Source organism: Achromobacter aegrifaciens, assembly GCF_902859965.1.
Taxonomy (GTDB): Bacteria; Pseudomonadota; Gammaproteobacteria; order Burkholderiales; family Burkholderiaceae_B; genus Achromobacter; species Achromobacter aegrifaciens.
This window is the reverse complement of the sequence record NZ_CADIKO010000004.1, coordinates 501,559-518,163: the sequence shown is the minus strand read 5'-3', so window position 1 is coordinate 518,163 and position 16,605 is coordinate 501,559. Positions and strand designations below refer to the sequence as shown.

20 protein-coding genes are annotated in these 16,605 nt (G+C 59.7%); 13 read left to right on the top strand and 7 right to left on the bottom strand.

What is annotated here, in order from left to right:
- Nucleotides 1–907: 907 nt before the first annotated feature.
- The 4 genes from HV793_RS27020 to HV793_RS27005 form a co-directional block, all read right to left on the bottom strand.
- Complete coding sequence (locus HV793_RS27020) at nt 908–1,201, bottom strand: hypothetical protein (protein WP_175214212.1); 294 nt, start codon at nt 1,199–1,201, stop codon at nt 908–910.
- A gap of 63 nt (nt 1,202–1,264) precedes the next feature.
- Complete coding sequence (locus HV793_RS27015) at nt 1,265–2,317, bottom strand: S24 family peptidase (RefSeq protein WP_175214211.1); 1,053 nt, start codon at nt 2,315–2,317, stop codon at nt 1,265–1,267.
- A gap of 528 nt (nt 2,318–2,845) precedes the next feature.
- Nucleotides 2,846–3,331 carry a hypothetical protein gene (locus HV793_RS27010; RefSeq protein WP_175214210.1) on the bottom strand — a complete coding sequence of 162 codons (486 nt, stop codon included), beginning with the start codon at nt 3,329–3,331 and terminating at the stop codon, nt 2,846–2,848.
- Nucleotides 3,332–3,449: 118 nt separating this feature from the next.
- Entirely contained in the window at nt 3,450–3,932 is a 483-nt protein-coding gene (locus HV793_RS27005) for a BUD32 family EKC/KEOPS complex subunit (RefSeq protein ID WP_118934019.1), read from the bottom strand.
- Nucleotides 3,933–4,232: 300 nt separating this feature from the next.
- On the opposite strand from HV793_RS27005, the gene HV793_RS27000 reads away from it, so the two are divergent.
- From HV793_RS27000 to HV793_RS26965, 8 genes are all read left to right on the top strand, one after another.
- Nucleotides 4,233–4,676 (top strand): phage regulatory CII family protein, encoded by a 444-nt coding sequence (locus HV793_RS27000; protein ID WP_118934020.1) that lies wholly within the window; start codon nt 4,233–4,235, stop codon nt 4,674–4,676.
- Between the two features lie 294 nt (nt 4,677–4,970).
- On the top strand, nt 4,971–5,270 hold the full coding sequence (locus HV793_RS26995; protein ID WP_059374239.1) for a hypothetical protein: 300 nt from the start codon (nt 4,971–4,973) through the stop codon (nt 5,268–5,270).
- The gene (locus tag HV793_RS26990) at nt 5,267–5,761 is read left to right on the top strand and encodes a nuclease domain-containing protein (RefSeq protein ID WP_175214209.1); all 495 of its coding nucleotides are present in this window, start codon (nt 5,267–5,269) and stop codon (nt 5,759–5,761) included. The genes HV793_RS26995 and HV793_RS26990 overlap by 4 nt, the downstream gene beginning before the upstream one ends.
- Nucleotides 5,758–6,594: a phage replication initiator YdaU family protein gene (locus tag HV793_RS26985; RefSeq protein ID WP_118934024.1), complete on the top strand. Its 837-nt coding sequence runs from the start codon at nt 5,758–5,760 to the stop codon at nt 6,592–6,594. The genes HV793_RS26990 and HV793_RS26985 overlap by 4 nt, the downstream gene beginning before the upstream one ends.
- A complete protein-coding gene (locus HV793_RS26980; RefSeq protein ID WP_124260397.1) occupies nt 6,566–7,324 on the top strand; it encodes a replication protein P in 759 nt (252 codons plus the stop codon). Before HV793_RS26985 ends, HV793_RS26980 begins: the two co-directional genes overlap by 29 nt.
- Nucleotides 7,321–7,770 (top strand): VRR-NUC domain-containing protein, encoded by a 450-nt coding sequence (locus HV793_RS26975; protein WP_118934026.1) that lies wholly within the window; start codon nt 7,321–7,323, stop codon nt 7,768–7,770. The genes HV793_RS26980 and HV793_RS26975 overlap by 4 nt, the downstream gene beginning before the upstream one ends.
- 44 nt (nt 7,771–7,814) lie before the next feature.
- Nucleotides 7,815–8,288, top strand: coding sequence for a hypothetical protein (locus HV793_RS26970; RefSeq protein ID WP_156337365.1), 474 nt, complete (start codon nt 7,815–7,817; stop codon nt 8,286–8,288).
- Between the two features lie 14 nt (nt 8,289–8,302).
- Nucleotides 8,303–8,662, top strand: coding sequence for a hypothetical protein (locus HV793_RS26965; RefSeq protein WP_054453617.1), 360 nt, complete (start codon nt 8,303–8,305; stop codon nt 8,660–8,662).
- Between the two features lie 381 nt (nt 8,663–9,043).
- Here HV793_RS26965 and HV793_RS31195 read toward each other — a convergent pair whose 3' ends face one another.
- Complete coding sequence (locus tag HV793_RS31195; RefSeq protein ID WP_082400924.1) at nt 9,044–9,481, bottom strand: hypothetical protein; 438 nt, start codon at nt 9,479–9,481, stop codon at nt 9,044–9,046.
- 440 nt (nt 9,482–9,921) lie between these two features.
- Here HV793_RS31195 and HV793_RS26960 point away from each other — a divergent pair, with 440 nt between their 5' ends.
- Together HV793_RS26960 and HV793_RS31310 are read left to right on the top strand one after the other, a co-directional pair.
- A complete protein-coding gene (locus HV793_RS26960) occupies nt 9,922–10,128 on the top strand; it encodes a cold-shock protein (protein WP_054453614.1) in 207 nt (68 codons plus the stop codon).
- Nucleotides 10,129–10,166: 38 nt separating this feature from the next.
- Nucleotides 10,167–10,424, top strand: coding sequence for a hypothetical protein (locus HV793_RS31310; protein ID WP_082400922.1), 258 nt, complete (start codon nt 10,167–10,169; stop codon nt 10,422–10,424).
- A gap of 441 nt (nt 10,425–10,865) precedes the next feature.
- On the opposite strand, the gene HV793_RS26955 is transcribed toward HV793_RS31310, so the two are convergent.
- Together HV793_RS26955 and HV793_RS26950 are read right to left on the bottom strand one after the other, a co-directional pair.
- Entirely contained in the window at nt 10,866–11,108 is a 243-nt protein-coding gene (locus HV793_RS26955) for a hypothetical protein (RefSeq protein ID WP_124260398.1), read from the bottom strand.
- A gap of 328 nt (nt 11,109–11,436) precedes the next feature.
- Nucleotides 11,437–12,879 carry a DUF1254 domain-containing protein gene (locus HV793_RS26950; protein ID WP_118934027.1) on the bottom strand — a complete coding sequence of 481 codons (1,443 nt, stop codon included), beginning with the start codon at nt 12,877–12,879 and terminating at the stop codon, nt 11,437–11,439.
- A gap of 363 nt (nt 12,880–13,242) precedes the next feature.
- Here HV793_RS26950 and HV793_RS26945 point away from each other — a divergent pair, with 363 nt between their 5' ends.
- From HV793_RS26945 to HV793_RS26935, 3 genes are read left to right on the top strand one after another with little or no spacing between them, the layout of a single operon-like run.
- The gene (locus HV793_RS26945; RefSeq protein WP_175214208.1) at nt 13,243–14,031 is read left to right on the top strand and encodes a hypothetical protein; all 789 of its coding nucleotides are present in this window, start codon (nt 13,243–13,245) and stop codon (nt 14,029–14,031) included.
- On the top strand, nt 14,028–14,525 hold the full coding sequence (locus tag HV793_RS26940; protein WP_054453595.1) for a terminase small subunit: 498 nt from the start codon (nt 14,028–14,030) through the stop codon (nt 14,523–14,525). The genes HV793_RS26945 and HV793_RS26940 overlap by 4 nt, the downstream gene beginning before the upstream one ends.
- Nucleotides 14,525–16,591: a phage terminase large subunit family protein gene (locus tag HV793_RS26935; protein ID WP_175214207.1), complete on the top strand. Its 2,067-nt coding sequence runs from the start codon at nt 14,525–14,527 to the stop codon at nt 16,589–16,591. The genes HV793_RS26940 and HV793_RS26935 overlap by 1 nt, the downstream gene beginning before the upstream one ends.
- Nucleotides 16,592–16,605: the final 14 nt, after the last annotated feature.

The window sequence follows — 16,605 nt, the reverse complement described above, 5'->3', positions numbered from 1 at the left end:
GCGTTGCCTGGCCGCAATGGGCCAGGCACACAGGGGCCGGGGGCGCGCTGGCGCCTGGTTGTCCTGTTTCGCCCTTCCCAGGTGGGGGCGGGCGGCCTCGGTTGTTAAAGAGCGGTACTGCTGGTGCCGCAGCTTCGCGGTGCTGGCCCTTGGCCTAAGCGGTGCGTTTCGGGCTGCGTTGAAAGAATAGTAGCAATCGCTACGCATTTATTCAATAGCAAATGCTACGCTTTTTTGTAACAGGCAAAGAAAAAGCCCGCGCGAGGCGGGCTGTAGGGGAAGGGCGGTCTAGTAGGCTGGCTGGCCCCAGAGGGCCAGTACCAGCACTACCACCACCCAGATGATGAACTTCATCATGCTGGCTCCTGCATCTGGGCTTTATTGCCCAGGTACATGGAAAGTCATGATCAATTGCAGGTAGAACGAAGCGGCGGACAACAAAAAAGCCACCCGGAGGTGGCTTTGGGACGCTACTTCGGAACGGAGGCGGGTGGCTTGGTCGCCTCAGGGGCCTGGGGTGCCGCCGACGCCGGCGGGGGAGCATTGGACGGAGAAGGTGACGTCGGCATAGGTGGAATTTGAATTATCACGGGCGCTGTCTGCGTCGATGGGAGGGCTGGCTTGGTGTCTAGCCGAGAGAAAAAGAATCCCATTACAGAGACGAGCACAGTCACCGTGGCAATGCCGATACCGGCAACCCACCGTATAACCTTGCCCTCAACCTCGATCACGTCTGCTTTCGTGGCGAGGCTCGGGACGGTCGCATCGAGACGCGCTTCGAGCGCAGATATACGTCCTTCCATGCCACCATTGTCACCGCCGGCGCCTGGCGGGTCAACCGGAGCCTTGCTTTTCGGCCCGTAGGGGCCTCGATCTCTCATTGGCTCATAATGTGAGGAATGGCTCATTATTCTTTCTCTGCCTGCTCATTGTCCATGTCGTGTTCCACGTACCACTGAAGAAAGCGCCGGTCATGCATCCGAATGAAGCCGCAGTTCACGCAGGCGAAAATAGCCATCCGAAGCTTCTTCCCGGGAGGGGGCCGATAGTCTTCTGTGAAAAGCGGTAGTTCGTCACCCAATTCGGCAGCGCATACGCCCCACTTGTTTTCCCCGCAGGCCGGGCAAGTAGAGGATATCTTTTTGCTCTCGAAGTATTTCTCCACCGCAGCGAGTGGAATCAGATCGTTCTCTTCGTCCATTGAATTCTCGTTTAACGATTCAGCCGAACATCAAACCCCTTGCGCAGGGCGCGCGAGGAGTTCTCAAGACCGCACCCACTGCCCCGCCTCATCATCCCGCAGCCTGGCGCCAGCCCAGACTACCTGCCCAAGCACCCGCACGGGATGGCTGTTTTCCAGCGGGATATCGTCATAGGAACGGTTGAACGACCTTGCAACCCAGCGTCCGGTCAGTCTGTCCTTGGTCACCGTCTTCACGATCATCTTGCCGTCATAGTTGATGGCGTAGACGCCGCCGGCAGCTAGGTCGCGTAGGGTAAGGTTCTCGTTCGGTACGACCAGTAGGGCAGCGCCGTCTCGAATGACGGGCTCCATGCTGTCGCCTTTCGCATACACGACCCGGCCTTTGCCGTTGTCCGCGCCAACTGCTTTGAGGAACGAGTGGCGGAACTGGATCATGCCGGTCTGCTCTTCGGCGTGGTTCTCGATGGGTTCACCGGCAGCCAGGCGAACGTCTGCTAGCTCGGGGATCTTCTCGAATTTGTCATTGGCCGCGGGCGGTTCACCCGCGCCGACATTCGCAATGACGCCCATTTGCGTGCTGATTTTGGAGGCCGGATCGACGTTACGCGAAGTATGGACGGGCCCACTACTACCCGTAAAGAACGGGTCGAGCGCAGAGTCCATATCCACGAGTCCACCGGCCTTAATTGATTGAGGGACAGCCGCAGTCGGAGGCGTCGTTGCAGAAGGTTGAGGCGAAACCTTAAGTCCCAACTTCAATTGCGAAATCGCGAGAGCTAACGCGCCCTCCAGTTCGCTTAGCTGATGGGGCGGAAGCGCTCGGACATCAGCCGCAAGAATCGAACGGAATGGCCAATCGGTCACCGGCTGGGAACTTGGGGGCGCAACGGTAGAGCCCTCGATTTCAAACCATCCCTTCATCCCGGGCATAGCTTCGATTGCCCAAATGGTCTTCTCAGTGACGGGACGAATGCCCGAAAGCATCTGACGAACGAATGCGCCGTCTTTGTAGCCAAGGCGGCGACCAAAGTCGGTCTTGTTCCCGTTAGATACGTGGTCCACGGCGGCCGACAGTCGGCCCATTCGGAACTCGTTTAGCTCGATCTCGTTCATGAGCGGAAAAGTAGCATGTGCTACGGGTGCATTTGCTACTTGCGAAACGTAGCAAACGCTACTAGTATGTGCGAATGGACTTGAACTCATACCTGACTTCTCCGGGCGCCATGACGGTGGCGCAACTCCGTGCGCGCATGGTTGAGCTTGGCTACGACGTCAAGAACGACGCGCAGATACGACAGTGGCGCACTCGATACAAGGATCGTCTCCCGTCCCCCGAGAACTGCGTTGGCCTGGAGTTGGCTACGGATGGAGCTATCCGCCGTCAGGATCAGCGCCCAGACGACTTTCTCCGAATCTGGCCCGAGTTGGCCGAAGAGGCGAGGGCGGCATGACATCAACTCTCCGCCATCCGCGCTTTGGCTTTCACGTCCATCAGGAGCCCTCCCATGCATAGGTCGGTGCAGACGCTTGAGCTGCTTCCCACCTCCTTGGTTTTTCACAACGGCCAGTGCGTCATGGAGGTATCAACCGGCGTTGACGGATTCTGGGTCGAACTTGGCCCAGAAGCTGGATTCGCGCTGTTCATGAGGTCATCCCCAGCAGGGTTCCGACTGCAGCAAGTGCAGCCGGTCCCGACTCCAGGCCTTTATCAACGAGCTTCAGTACGAGGTGTTTTGTGGTCTCGGCGGGCAGCGATCGAAGCTGATCGAGCCATCTCTTCTTTTCTGGCTGCGGGAGGTCCGATTGCAGGATCGTAGATTCAATCATCGCCTTGATGGTGTCGTCATGGAGCCGCACGGTCACTACACCGAGGATCGCGCCGAGGCCTCCATCGTCGGCAAGGAAATCCATCCCTTGCGCGGTGATGCAGGCAGCAACGACCTGAGCAGGCCCGGACATGGGGCGCACGATGGTTGCGTTGATCAAGCCGTGTTCATGCAGGTACGCAAGGTTCACCGAGCAGTCAGGGAACTCGTTTTCCCAGGAATCTACATCAACCTCGTTCGGATACTCCGCGGCCAGGCGTTGAAGGCAAATCAGCTGAGTCTCGCGATTGAGCGTCGCCATGGCAATTCCTTTTCAGAGGGTGTGTGGATTGAGGGCGCAAGTCATAGCAGTCGGGAGCTGCTCACTCCGCTTCGGGAGCCCTCCTATGCGTAGCCACGACGCTAGCAGACGCGCTCAATCATTTGTCGAAGGCCCATCCCATATTGCAGCCGGCGCAGTGCCAGTACGAATTCCGGCCTCCGGTGCGGAACCGGCGTTGCAGGACAACCTTGTTCTTACCTGGGCCGTCAAAGCACTTCTGACAGATGTAGTGATCAGGCTCCGGGGAGCTTGGGTCGCTGGCCCCGCAAAGTGTTGGGGAGGGATTTATCCGATAAGTCAGCTGGCCGTTACTGATCTCGACAAGCGAGTAGCGGCCGCGCTCTGCGAGGGCTTCTCTAACTTCTCGGAGTTCTTGTGTGGCATGGAAGTTCTCATGTTGCAGCGCGTTGATGGCAGCGCTGAGTTCGAAAAGACGCTGTTGGGCATCGAGCAGCTTTTCGTTCATGGCCCGGACTATGTCCATCGCTTTGGCCTCGTCTCTGACGGACATAGCCCCCTTGCCGAGGTCGATGGCGCCATTGATGGCAGCGACTGCGCTAGTGATGAGAGAAAAGTCCAAGAAGGTTCCCCCAGGGTAGGAAACGGTGGCGTAGGAACCACTGATTCTACGTTGCGTGGAACCGAGAAGATCCCGAACACAGAGCACTCGCCGTTGCCGGTGCCTCCGCCCGATTCTCGCGCGAGGCCCGGTGAGTAGCGTGCCGGTGCAGATATCGCTGACACCTGAACCAACAGGTCCCAAAAGAGCGTGGGGCGACGTCCAGCCAGTGGCGATTGATGGGCGGGGCGAGATTCTTGTTTCCATGCTGCGAAGCGTAAGGCCGCTGCGCAGCAATTAATACGTTCAGGAATTCATGAGATGAACATCACTACTGCGGCCGATCTGACGGTGCATGAATACAAGGGTGGGAGTGAGTCCCTGGGGCCGCTGGTTGGCATCTCAGCGGCCGTCCTGCGCAACAAGGTCAACCCCAACAACACCACGCACCACCTGACCCTTACCGAGGCGGATCGCATCGTCCGCATGACGGGCGATCCTCGGATCTTGGCCGCATTCGCGCACAGCAACGGGTATCTGCTGGTGAAGGCCCCAGAATCCTGCGGTGAAAGCGACATCTCCGTGCTGGAACAGGTCGCCGGCCTGATGGTCGCCCATGGCAAGTTTGGCCATGAGGTGTACGACGCCCTGGCCGACGGCGGCGTGGACCAGCAGGAGGTTGCACGCGTCACCGCGGCTGGACGCGTGGTCATGGAGGCTGTGGCGAGTGTTGCGAACCGTCTGAGCGGGATGGCCGAAGAATGATGCAGCGCGGAACATCGGGTGTACCCGTGCGGGCGCGTGTCCCGTCCGCGGAGCGTAAGGGGGCGGCGCTGTCGCGCACGGCTGCAATGATGTGCAGCAGTGCGAAGTTCCAGCGGTGGGTTGTTTCCCGCATCGGTGCCGCCCCTGTGGGCGTGTCCCCGAGCCAGCATGCGGCGCAGTACGTGCGCGACATGTGCGGGGTCACCAGTCGCGCGGAGTTGGACCACAACGCTACGGCAGCAGGGCTGTTTTATACGGCCATCCGCAAGCCGTTCGTGGCATGGAGCGGCATCTATGGCTGACTGCCTGCACATGTTCAGGGGCTACTGCGTGCCGCTGGCGACGGTGGAAGCTGTCCGCCAGGCCATTATCGAAACGCCGCGCCGTGTGGATGTGGGGGCGCTGCGAGCCATCGTTGAGCCCGCGTTGTTGCCGGTAGATCCCTGGTTCAGCACATCACGCGCCATGGCCGCCAGCTGCGCAGTCAATGCCTTCCTGTTCGATGCCGTTCGAGACGGGCTGGTCAGGCAACGCGTGAATGCGTGGCATCTGCCGGCATGGTGGCGTGTTCGAAAGCAAGCGGGGGCTGCATGACGCTGCAACGCAAGACGCTGCTTCGCCAGAAGACGCCGATGAAGCGTGGCGCGCCGCTGAAGGCCAAGGCCCCGATGATGCGCGCCAAGCCGCTGGCGCCGCCCCGCGCGGCCATGAAGGCGCGCAAGAAGGGCAAGAAGCCGCCCAAGACCGTCTATCGCAACCCGGCGCTGCTGGACCTTGCCAAGGACGAGGAATGCTTGCTGCGCGTGCCCAAGTACTGCCAGGGCGGCACAGACACGACAGTGGCATGCCATTCCAACCAGATCCGCGACGGGAAAGGGAAGGGGATCAAGGCGCATGACTGGGCCATCGCCTTCGGTTGCGGCGGATGCCATTACTTCCTCGATCAATCAACCGCGCCGTGGGAAATGAAGCTGAGCTACTTCGTTCCTGGGCTGCGTCTTACGCGCTTGCGCATCATCGCCTTGGGCAAATGGCCCGAGGACGCCGAGCGCGGGTACCAACGTTTGTATGGAGAGTCGCCATGAGCGTGAAAGTCATGGGGATGGTGTTCGAGCGGTATCCGAACGGCGGTGGGGAGATGATTCTCGCGCTGGCGCTCGCGGACCATTCGAGCGATCAAGGTACGGGCATCTATCCGTCCATCGCGTCCCTGGCCGAGAAGACCCGCCAGTCGGTGCGCGCCGTTCAGTACCAACTGCGCGGCATGGAAAAGGCCGGCTGGTTGATCCTGGTGAATGCTGGCAACGGCGGCCGCAATCAGCGCCGTGAGTACCGGATTTCTGAGGCTTGGATAAAGGGTGCAGATTTTGCATCCCTCAAACCGACGGACCCGGAGCAGGAAAACGGTGCAGATTTTGCACCACCTGAACCGGCGGAAAAGGGTGCAAACCACGACACAAAGGGTGCAACTGACGACGCAAAGGGTGCAAACGGCGACATGAAAGGGTGCAACGGGTTGCACCCGCATATAACCGTCATAGAACCGTCAGAACCATCAAGAACCGTCACAGGCGCGCGCAAGCGCTCGCCGGGGTTCGATCCGATGTGCGTGGAATTGCCGGATTGGCTGGATGCGGAACTGTGGGGGCGCTGGGTGCGTCACCGCGTGCAGATTCGGAAGCCATTGACCGAAGAGGCTGCCAAGCAGCAGGTGAAAGACCTGGCCGGGTTCCGGCACCAGGGCCACACGCCGGAAGCGGTCATTGCCCATGCCATCGGCAAAAGCTGGCAAGGGCTGTTCGCCCCAGGTGGGCAACCATCCGGCCGGGGCGGCAAGTTCAACCCCACGGAATACGTGAATCGCAATCGAGCCTCAGGAGGCAACGACTATGACGACGGTCGCACGATCAACGTCTGAGGGAAACGGCTGGCTCGTGCCCCGTGAAAAGCTGGATGGCATCACGCCGATTGACCATCTGTGGAACCGGCTGTCGGGCACGTACGGGGGGCGCTGGCTGAAGGACTTCCCGGACATGCAGAGTATCGAGAACTGGAAAGAGGCCTGGGCCGAAGCGCTGGACGAGGACCGCGTGACGCCTCAGGAAGTGGCCGAGGGGCTGCGGACCTGCCGCCGCATGTTCCCCGACTGGCCGCCCGCCGTAGGCGAGTTCATCCGCGCGTGCCGGCCAGGCCTGATCCCGGAGAACGCATTCCATGACGCTGTTGCGGGGATGACGGCGCGCCGCCGCGGCGAGGTGGGGCAATGGAGCCATCCCGCCGTGTACTGGGCTGCGGTGCGCGTCGGCTCCCATGACCTGCTGAACTGCGGCTACTCGGTGATGCAGTCACGTTGGGAGCGGGCACTGTCGGATGAACTGGGCCGGGGCGAATGGGCAGCCATCCCCGTGCCCGCTGTCGCATTGCCTCCGCCTGGGGCGACTCATGCGACGCCGGCAGAGGCCGCCAAGGCGCTGGAGGCAACGGGAGTGGGTGCGATCCTGAACCAGTCGGGCCGTGATCCGTTGCGCGGGTGGAAGCGGGTGATCGCTGAAACCGAAAACCCCAATGGCAAGCGCTACTCGCCAGGGATTGTCGCCATGGCGCGCAATGCGCTGCGCATGGGCACGGACCAGGGGGCGCAGGCATGAAGCGATGGCCCAACACTGCTGCTACTCGCACGCATTGCACGACCAGTCGCGTGGCGGTTCTCGCTAGACCCAGCGAAGACACCATTCAAGCCCAGGTTATACGTTGGGCCAACCTTCAGGCCGGTGTGTACCCGGAGCTATCGCGCCTCTTCCATGTTCCCAACGGCGGTCAGCGGCACGCGGCTGTAGCGGCAAAGCTGAAGGGGCAGGGCGTGAAGCCTGGGGTGCCAGATCTTTGTTTGCCGGTGCCGCGCTTCGGATGCCCGGGGCTGTGGATCGAAATGAAGACCAGCGACGGCCGGGTCAGCACAAGCCAGAAAGACTGGATTGCATACCTCAAGGGCGCGGGATATCGCGTCGAGGTGTGCCGCAGCTTTGATCAAGCGCGATCCGTCCTGCTGGAATACCTGAATCCGAAAGTGACTTATTCCCCGGGGGTGATTTGATGACCCCGGGACGAAATGCGGCCTTGCTGGCAGGACAGACGGCGTTGGCTCAGAAGATCTATGCGGTCTTGCCGGCCGAGCGCACCACCGCCTTTACCGCGTTGCGGATTGCTCAGGCCATGAAGGACACCACGGGCGCATCCCCGGATATCCACACCATGCGCGGATGCTTGAGGAGGCTGAGGGAGGCGGGGTTGATCAAAGAGGTTGTGCCGGGGTCGTTCCGGCGCATTGAGGTGAAGGAAAAATTGACGATGACGAATCAGGGGCAGCAGATGATGAGCAACACCTTCCACGGCAAGGAACCCGTTGATGTACTCGGGGGCACAAAGCAAGCGGCGCCCATGGACGTGCTGGCGATCATCGCCGAAAAGGTTCGGACGGTTATGGCTGGGCTGGGGACGTTGGCCGAAGAGATCGACCAGGCCGCAATCATGATCGAGGAGCGCGCGGCAGCGGATGCGAAAGAGTTGGCCAAGGTCAAGCAGATTGCCACGCTCCTTAAGGAGCTGGGCTAAGGCTCGGGGGCGCAATGGCTGACCGATTCGACGCTAACGCCGTTTTGTGGAACTGGGCGCGCTGGTGCTGGTCCGGTGCATCAGTTGGAAACATGGTGTGGTACGAGCCGGCGACTGAGGATTACCACCCGATCGAGGTGGACCATGCGATGGCGGTTGAGCGTCTGCATCAGGCGCTACCTCTCCTTGAACGCATGATCATCATCGCCGAGTATCCGCAGCGTCATGAACGGTTCGCAGGGCTGGAGGCGCACCAGCGGCGCGCGGCAGCCCTGCGCTGGATTGCCCAGGTGACGGGCAAGGCAATTTCGGCCACCGAATACAGGCTGTATCTGGGGCTTTTCAAAGACAAGGTGAAACGTGAAGTTTGCTAAGGAAATCATCGGGTTGATGGCCCCGTATCCCGGTCGAGAATTCAAGATGGCGGATCTCGTGAGAGCCGCGACGGGGGCGCGGGAACTGACAATCAAGGAGCGCACGGCGGCGCGGCAAGGCGTACTGCGCGCGGTCACCGCACTTATCGATCACGGGCAAGTGTTGCGCCGGCCCAGCCGCCCCGGTGTTCGCAACGCTGCTGTGTATCGGTGGAAAAGTGCGACATGAAGTAGTTGATTAGTGCGACAGGAACCGCGACAATTTCTCCGTCCACAGGTGCGCCCGCATGTAATGCACCCGAAAACCCGCCAGGCGAAAGCAGGCGGGTTTTTTCATGTGTCCTTTTGGCAATCCTCGCTGGGCGTTAACTCGCTAGTGCTTCAACGCTTAACCCTCATGGACACGTCCACATGCGTGCCCCGATCTAGATCTGCTCCGGGTGTTTTTTCCCACTGAGGGAGAGAAAGCAGTTCCTTGCCAACTTCGCCAGCTTGGAAGCGGCGAGCTACATCATCGAGCAATTGGGTGCGATTCGCGAAGTTTCTGCCGCTCAATCCACCGATGAAAAGTCGATAGGTGAGGTTGGGTACTTGGCCCTTCATGACCCCCAGATCGAGTACTTGACCTTGCTCGTTTCGAATTAGCAAATGGCCTGGGCGGGCGTAGATGCGGTAGATACGCCATGGCGACGAAATGACGGGATGTGAAGGTTTTGTTCTTATGCTCGATTCTCTCCCCGCATTTTGGGGTGATGCAGGAGGGAAAAGCTTAACAAAGGTGTGCGCGAGTCTAGCAATGGACCTTCTGATAGCGTTCACGTTATCGCCGATGATCGTGCGGACGTGAACGCCGTCCTCTGCCTTTCAAGTTGCAAGGATGGATCGTGCTGGCATTGGACTTGTTGCATGTTTGTACTCCCACATGGCGATACGGCGAGGTGACGCACGTTCAAACTCCATGTGTTCAGCATACGCGACCTGCGACTGGCCCATCGCAATAAAGGGAAGTCGTTACACAAGACTTAGCGAGCGTGTTGCACTCTGCCCGACACCCTGCGGCCAAGGTCTAAATTGCGGTTTGATGCTAATTAGAAACGTAGGTTGACTTTCGAAAGTTATGCGCCCATAGTGGGTTAGCGGCTTTTCGAGCATCGCGATTTCCGTCCGGTTTTGTACCCTTCAGGGTGCCTCATTGTTCGCAGTCCTTTCCTTGATTAGCTCCCTTTTCGGGCTTCGCCCGCTATGCAAGGAGTTGAAAAATGGAAACCGGAATAGTTAAGTGGTTCAACGACGCCAAGGGCTTTGGGTTCATCATGCCAGAGGATGGCGGCAAGGACCTATTTGCTCATTTCTCTGAAATCGTCAGTGGCGATGGCCACAAAGTATTGGTCGAGAATCAACGCGTGAGCTACGTCACCGCGCAAGGGGCTAAAGGCCCGCATGCAACGCAAATTCGTGCATTGTGAACAACGGTCCTGGACTGATGAATAGACAGGGAGGACTAATGTTCCCCAACAACGTGGTCTATAAAGGTTATCGACTAACGGCTAGTGTCTCTCGCATATCGGTTGGAGGCAGTCAGCGGCCCGCTTTTGTCGCAACTGTGGCATTGGGTGCCGTTTCGGACCAGCATGAGTTGAACGAGCCACAGGAGGTGCCACTCTTTGCCTCTGGAGGGTTTGTTTCAAGCCCTGTAATCGCGGTGGATGCGGCAATAAATCATGGGCGTCATTTGGTCGACGCTCATGTTCGACCTTTCTGATAGACGTCCGCTAGATTTCCTGCGCATGAAGCTGATGGGCTTTTTCAGATGTGTAGGAAGGTGGCACGATGCTGGCTCAGAAAATGACAAAGTACGAGCGGGCAAGTCGGCTGCGTGAGATGGCAGACGCCATAGAGCGAAACATGTTCATCGCAGTGGGCGACGCTTGAGATGAGTGCGGTATCTGCTGGGGCGTCTGCTTCGGATGAATGCCCCGCGGCCGATCAGCGAACGCAATGCCCGACAGTCGATGAGAGACTGTCGAGCAGACTCTCACGATCAGGCTGACATGTGAAAGCTGAGAGCGGGCCTATGCCTTACGCCATGCTCGACTCGAAACCGCCTTGCGAAAGGCGGTTTTCACATTTCTGCGGACTTCCCCATGGTAGGCAGCGGTATTTCAAGCAACGCAGTAAAAGGGCGATTCACTCCGCTTTCCCTTCAACTACTGCCGGCGACGATTAAGCGAGACGATATTGCCTGGACGGCCGTGCCGTCGGGCAACCGATAGCGGTTTGCGCCGAGCCATGAAACCACACGTCCGTCGGCGAGGCTGCTGTAGAAGTATGCATATTCGCCGTCATCTCCCGCCAGAACCTTGCAGCGTCGTTGGATGACGTATTTAGTACCGTCCAATGCCACAGCGATAACTTCAATTGTTCGTTTTGTGTAGTGTGGTTGCATAGTCCTCTCCGTTGAGGCATACCTTCCTGCAACCATTGATTCACTGTGCCGTTGGTTGGTCAATACAACTTCAGCTCACATCCAGCAGCCATGCGCGCTATGGTCGAAGTTTGTTTCAATTCTGTGGGCTTGGCAGAGTGCTCAGGCAGGGACCTTCCAAGCCTCTTACGTGGGTTCGTTCCCCGTAGCCCGCTACACTTCAGGGTACCCCCACACCAAAAAGCCCCGATATATAGACTCCGGTCAGAGCTCTTGCGTTTCAGCAGGCATGCGCATGGTGTGCCGTCGGCCTTACACGCCACACAGCGAGGATTCACGCGGTCTGTGACTAGGAGACACGTTCTATTCCGGGGGGGGACCATGTCCCTTCCCCTACTGGCAGGATCGAAGGTGGCGTCGTCTTTGGCCAGTAGAGCCGCATTACCAAGTAAATTGGCCCGTTCGGAGCGGGCAGCCAGTTAGCTTCTTTGTCTGCGCCCGGGGACTTGTTTTGTATGTAGAGCGTTCGGGACCCGTCTGCATTCGTGGCCATGGTGGGTAACATGGGTGAATTAATTAGATAGCGGTGGATCGGATTTTCGATAAGAAGTTGGGACTTTCCGTCATACATCGTGAGCGACCAGAACGAATTCACAGGTGGCAACTGCCCCGCCGGGAAGGTTAGCGTGTAACTATGCTTGCTGCCGTCTAACGTTTGCCCATCTTTGTCAACGCGTGTGAAAGGATAGGTAGCCTCTGCCGGATCATTGCCATAAATGCCGGCCTGAGCAGCGACGGCTCGCTTTAACCAGTCGCCATCGTAGTGAGCGCTATCGCCTGGAAGACCACTAACCCGCCAGCCGTTTATCGTCTTACCAACGTTGGCGACCGCCTCGTCGACCTTTCGCTGGCCCTCTTTCATGCCGAGACCAAGTTCCAGCTTTTGCTCCAGAGGAAGATCCTTAAAGTTCAAGGCCTTGCCAGGGCCAATGCCAATGCGTGCGAGCTGAGAGCGGATTCCCATCTCGTTGGATTCCGGCGGTGCGAACTGCAACGCAAAGTCGAGAAACTCGAAGAAGTTCGTCTTCACAAGTTCCTTGTCGATCTTGGGGAAGTCGATGGATGGTGCGGCTGGCGGCGGAGTTTGTTTCAGGTAGGCCGAGAGCATCTGCACTTTGTAGCCGGCCTGTACCTTCTTAACGTTATCGAGATCATCCGGCCCGAAAAGCTGAGTGCGATAGCCCGCAAGGGAGAATTGTGTGCTCGAACGGAACACCCGCTTGATGCCCGGTGGGGTATCGCCCTTCCAGGCAGGGCCGACCACCATGTAGTCGCCAGCCTCGCTTCCTGTGGCACGCGTGCCGATGTAGCCATAGTTGTAAGTATTGCCGTCGCAGAGCATGACCGAGTAATAGCGCTCGGGTTCGACCTCCGGAACGGAGAGCACCACGGGCTCCGCTCGCAGATCCATCCAAACAAAGGAATATGGGGTGTCACTGTTTGGTGTGACGATTGCCGTATCTTTATAGGTGAAGACGTTCGGTTCGTTCTTGATGTGATTGAACGGGGCCTTGAACTGCCCCGAATTGCGATCTACGGCGTACTCGTACATCACCGCATAGTTCATCACGATAGGCAAGCCGTAGATGAACCCTGCCTCAGCAATGTCCTTGGCGCTGAAGAATCCAGGTCGATCAGCGCTTGTCTGTGCGCTAGCCGGGCCGGACACTATTGTTGCGCCAGCGAGTGCTACGAGTGCACCCGAGCCTAGGAACTCGCGTCTTGTGGTCATTGAACGCCTCATCTAGTTGGAACAAGCTATGGGATGCTTCAATAGAACATAGGCAGTACAGGATCGGTCATAGAGATAACACTCTTATCGGAAAGTGAACAAGCAGATATTTGGGTGAGCGTGGGCCATCCGAGCCACTTAGACGCTGTGTTGATGGGCTCAACGAGGCCCGTTGCCAGATCGAAGACGGATGACTAAGGTTCTAGGGAAACCCCGGGGGCCCCTGCGGAAATCAGTCCGGTAAGGGTAATTCGAACCCCGAACGCTCGCTAGTCACGGGCGCGCTAAGGGGGGGTAATAATAATTTCGCCCACTTATCCATCGCGCGGGTTCGGCGGTGAGGGGCACAAATCTGAGACCGTCATGAAGCTGCGCCACCACTCTACGATTCGTGAGGGCGTGGATTTCTACGGCCAGGTTCAGAGGCAGCTGCCATATGCGACAGCCTTGGCCTTGAATCGGGTCGGGCAACACGTCCTCGATGCGCTGGCGCAGGTCACCGCAGAGGTCTTTGATCGCCCGACCCCGTACACGATGCGGGCGTTGCGACTTGTCCGGGCCACCAAAGACAATCTGGTGGCCACGGTCGATTACCGCGACGCCGCCGGCAAGGGAATTTCCGCCGACAAGTATCTGCCGCCCCAGGTTCTAGGCGGTGGGCGCAGGCTGAAGCGGTCCGAGCGCGCACTTGCCAGAGTAGGGCTTCCGACGGGGGCGTTTACGGTGCCGGCCGCAGCGGCGGAAATGGATGCCTACGGCAACATGTCGCGCGGCCAGGTCGTGCGCCTGTTGTCGTATCTGCAGGCGTTCGGCGAGCAAGGCTACAGGGCGAACTCCACGCCGCGCAGCCGCGCACGCACTGCGAAGGTGGGGCGGTCGCCTGAAGGCTACAGGCGCATCAACGGCGTGCAGTACTTCGTTTCCCGCGGCAAGGGGTCCATGTCCGGAAATCGTGAGCAGCATCTGTCTGCTGGTGTATGGCGGAAGACCGGAACGCACGGAGCGGACGTAAAGCCGGTCCTGCTTGCGGTGGCCCAGCCGACCTATACGCAGCGATTCCCCTTCTACGAAACGGCAGAAGCGGTCTATGGCGAACGCTACGACGCCGAATTTTCCACCGCCTTAGATCTGGCCCTGTCCACCGCAAGATGATCGACCTTGACAAGAAGACGACCCAGGCCCGGTTCGGGCAACTGGTCGGGATCACGCAGCCTGCCGTCAGCGGCTTGCTCATGCGTGGCGTCATGGTCGCGGGCGATACGCTGGGAAACTGGCTGCTGTCCTACTGTGGGCACATTCGAGACATAGCGGCAGGGCGCCAGGCCGGCGAGGAAACAAGAACGCTCGATCCTGCGGAGGAAAAGGCGCGGCTATATGCGGCACAGGCCGACAGGATCGAGATGGAGAACTCGGTTGCCCGCGGCGAGCTTGCGCCCGTCAGCGTGCTGGAGGAGGTCTTGACTCGGGCGGGCACGAAGGTAAGCGCGGCTATGGATGCTATTCCCACGGCACTGAAGCGCCGGCTGCCGAATCTGACTGATGCGGATCTGACGATTGTGCGCCGCGAGCTTGCAAGGGCTCGCAACGCAATTGCATCCCTGTCGCTGGAGGATCTGGAGGCTGACGAAGAGAACGAGGGTGAGTAATGCTCATAGAGTCCAATCGCGCCGCGGTCGCGCGCGCGCTGCGACGTGGGCTTGCAACCTTCGCCACTCCCGAGCCAATGACGTTGCGGGAGTGGGCCGAGCGCAACTTTTATCTTTCGGCCGAATCGTCGTATGTCGAACAGCGTTGGGAGGCTTGGCCGTTTCAGCGTGCCATCCTTGCCTGCGTTGGTAGCGACGATGTGCACGAGGTTGACGTAATCAAGTCGGCCCGCGTTGGTTACACGAAGATCCTGCTGGCGGCCATTGGGTACTTCGCGGAGCATAAGCGGCGCAACCAGGCGCTTTGGCAGCCCACGGACAGCGCCCGCGACGAATTCGTCAAGACCGAACTGGAACCGATGCTGCGCGACGTGACGGCGATGCATCCGATCTTTCCGACTCGCCTGGCGCGTCACAAGGACAACACGCTCCTGGTTAAGAAATTCCGTGGCAGCGTGCTGCACCTTCGCGGCGGTCGTTCGGGCGACAACTACCGACGGCTGTCTATCGGTGTCGCATTCTTGGACGAGTTCAGTTCGTTCGATTCGAACATTGACGGTGAGGGCGACCCCGGCCAGCTGGCGGCCAAGCGTCTTGAGGGCGCCACGTTCCCGAAGATGGTGGTTGGGTCCACGCCCAAGCTGAAAGAGACCTGCCTGATGGATAAGCGCGCAGCCGGCGCCGATGCGCGATATGACTATCACATCACGTGCCCTCACTGCGACGGGCATCATGCGCTGACCTGGGGAGGTAAGGACGAACCGCACGGGTTCAAGTGGATCGACGGCGATCCAGAATCGGTGAAGCACTTATGCCCGCACTGTGGTTGCCTTATCACCCAGGGCGAGTACCTGGAGGCATCGGAATCTGGATTCTGGTGCGGTTCGGACGGCACCACCATCGACCGCGACGGAGTTTTCCGTAGCGCGGCTGGCGAGGTAATACCGGCTCATCGGCGCGTCGCTTTCCACGTGTGGACTGCGTACAGCCCAATGGTTAGCTGGGCCAAGCTGGTCCGTGAGTTCCTGGAGGCCTACGCCAAGGCAAAGCTGGGCGATGACGAGCCGCTGAAGACCTTCTGGAACACCACCCTGGGCCAGGCCTGGGAGGGCGAGGTCGAGAAGATCGAGGCGGACGAGCTGAAGCGGCGCGCCGAGATCGAGGCCTATCGCCTTCCAGGCTTGGCCGAGAACCTCGTTCCTATGGGCGGTTCGTTGTTGCTCGCAGGTTGCGACACCCAGGGCAATCGGGTGGAGGTTGGCGTCTGGGGATTCGGTCGCGGCGGAGAAATGTGGACCGTCGATCACCAGATATTCCACGGGAACCCGGCGGAGGACGAGGTCTGGTCCAACGTGGCGGCTTACCTGTTCGAGCGGCGCTTCCAGCATGAAGGCGGCCAGCAGATGAGTATCTACGCCACGGCCATTGACAGCGGCGGCCACCATTCGAATGCGGTCTACGATTTCGCGCGCCGCAACAAGGCGCGCCGGGTCTTTGCCGTCCGCGGTCGCCCCTTCGGTGAGAAGGCCATCAAGGATGGCGCCGGCCAGGTGGATATCGACTGGCGAGGGAAGCGGATCAAGAAGGGCGTGATCCTGTGGCACGTCGGCACGAACCTGGCCAAGGATCTGCTGCACAGTCGCCTGGCTATCGAGACGCCGGGCCCGGGCTATGTCCACCTTTCGGAGGACTTGTCGGACGAATGGTTCCGGCAGTTCTCAGGCGAAGCGCGGGTGTCGCGCAAGACGGCGACCGGAGTTCGTACGCTGTGGACGGCGCTGCGCAAGCGCGTCGAAGCACTGGACTGCGCGGTGTATGCGCTATGGGTGGCGGAGCATCTTGGCCTTTCTCGCAAGTCGGACGCTTGGTGGGATGCCATGGCGGAAAAGCTTGATGCGTTGCCGCCACCGCGGGACGAGGAGGCTGAGGCGCCGCCGCCGTCAACCACGCGGCCGGCCGCCCCGGCGAAGGCCGCGCCAGTGGCGCCAGCGGCGCGTGCCGGGCCGGCCGTCAAGCCGGCGCGCCGGCGAGTGGCGGCTTCCAGCTACCTCCGGGGGCGCAGGTAGGCCGCAGAACAGAA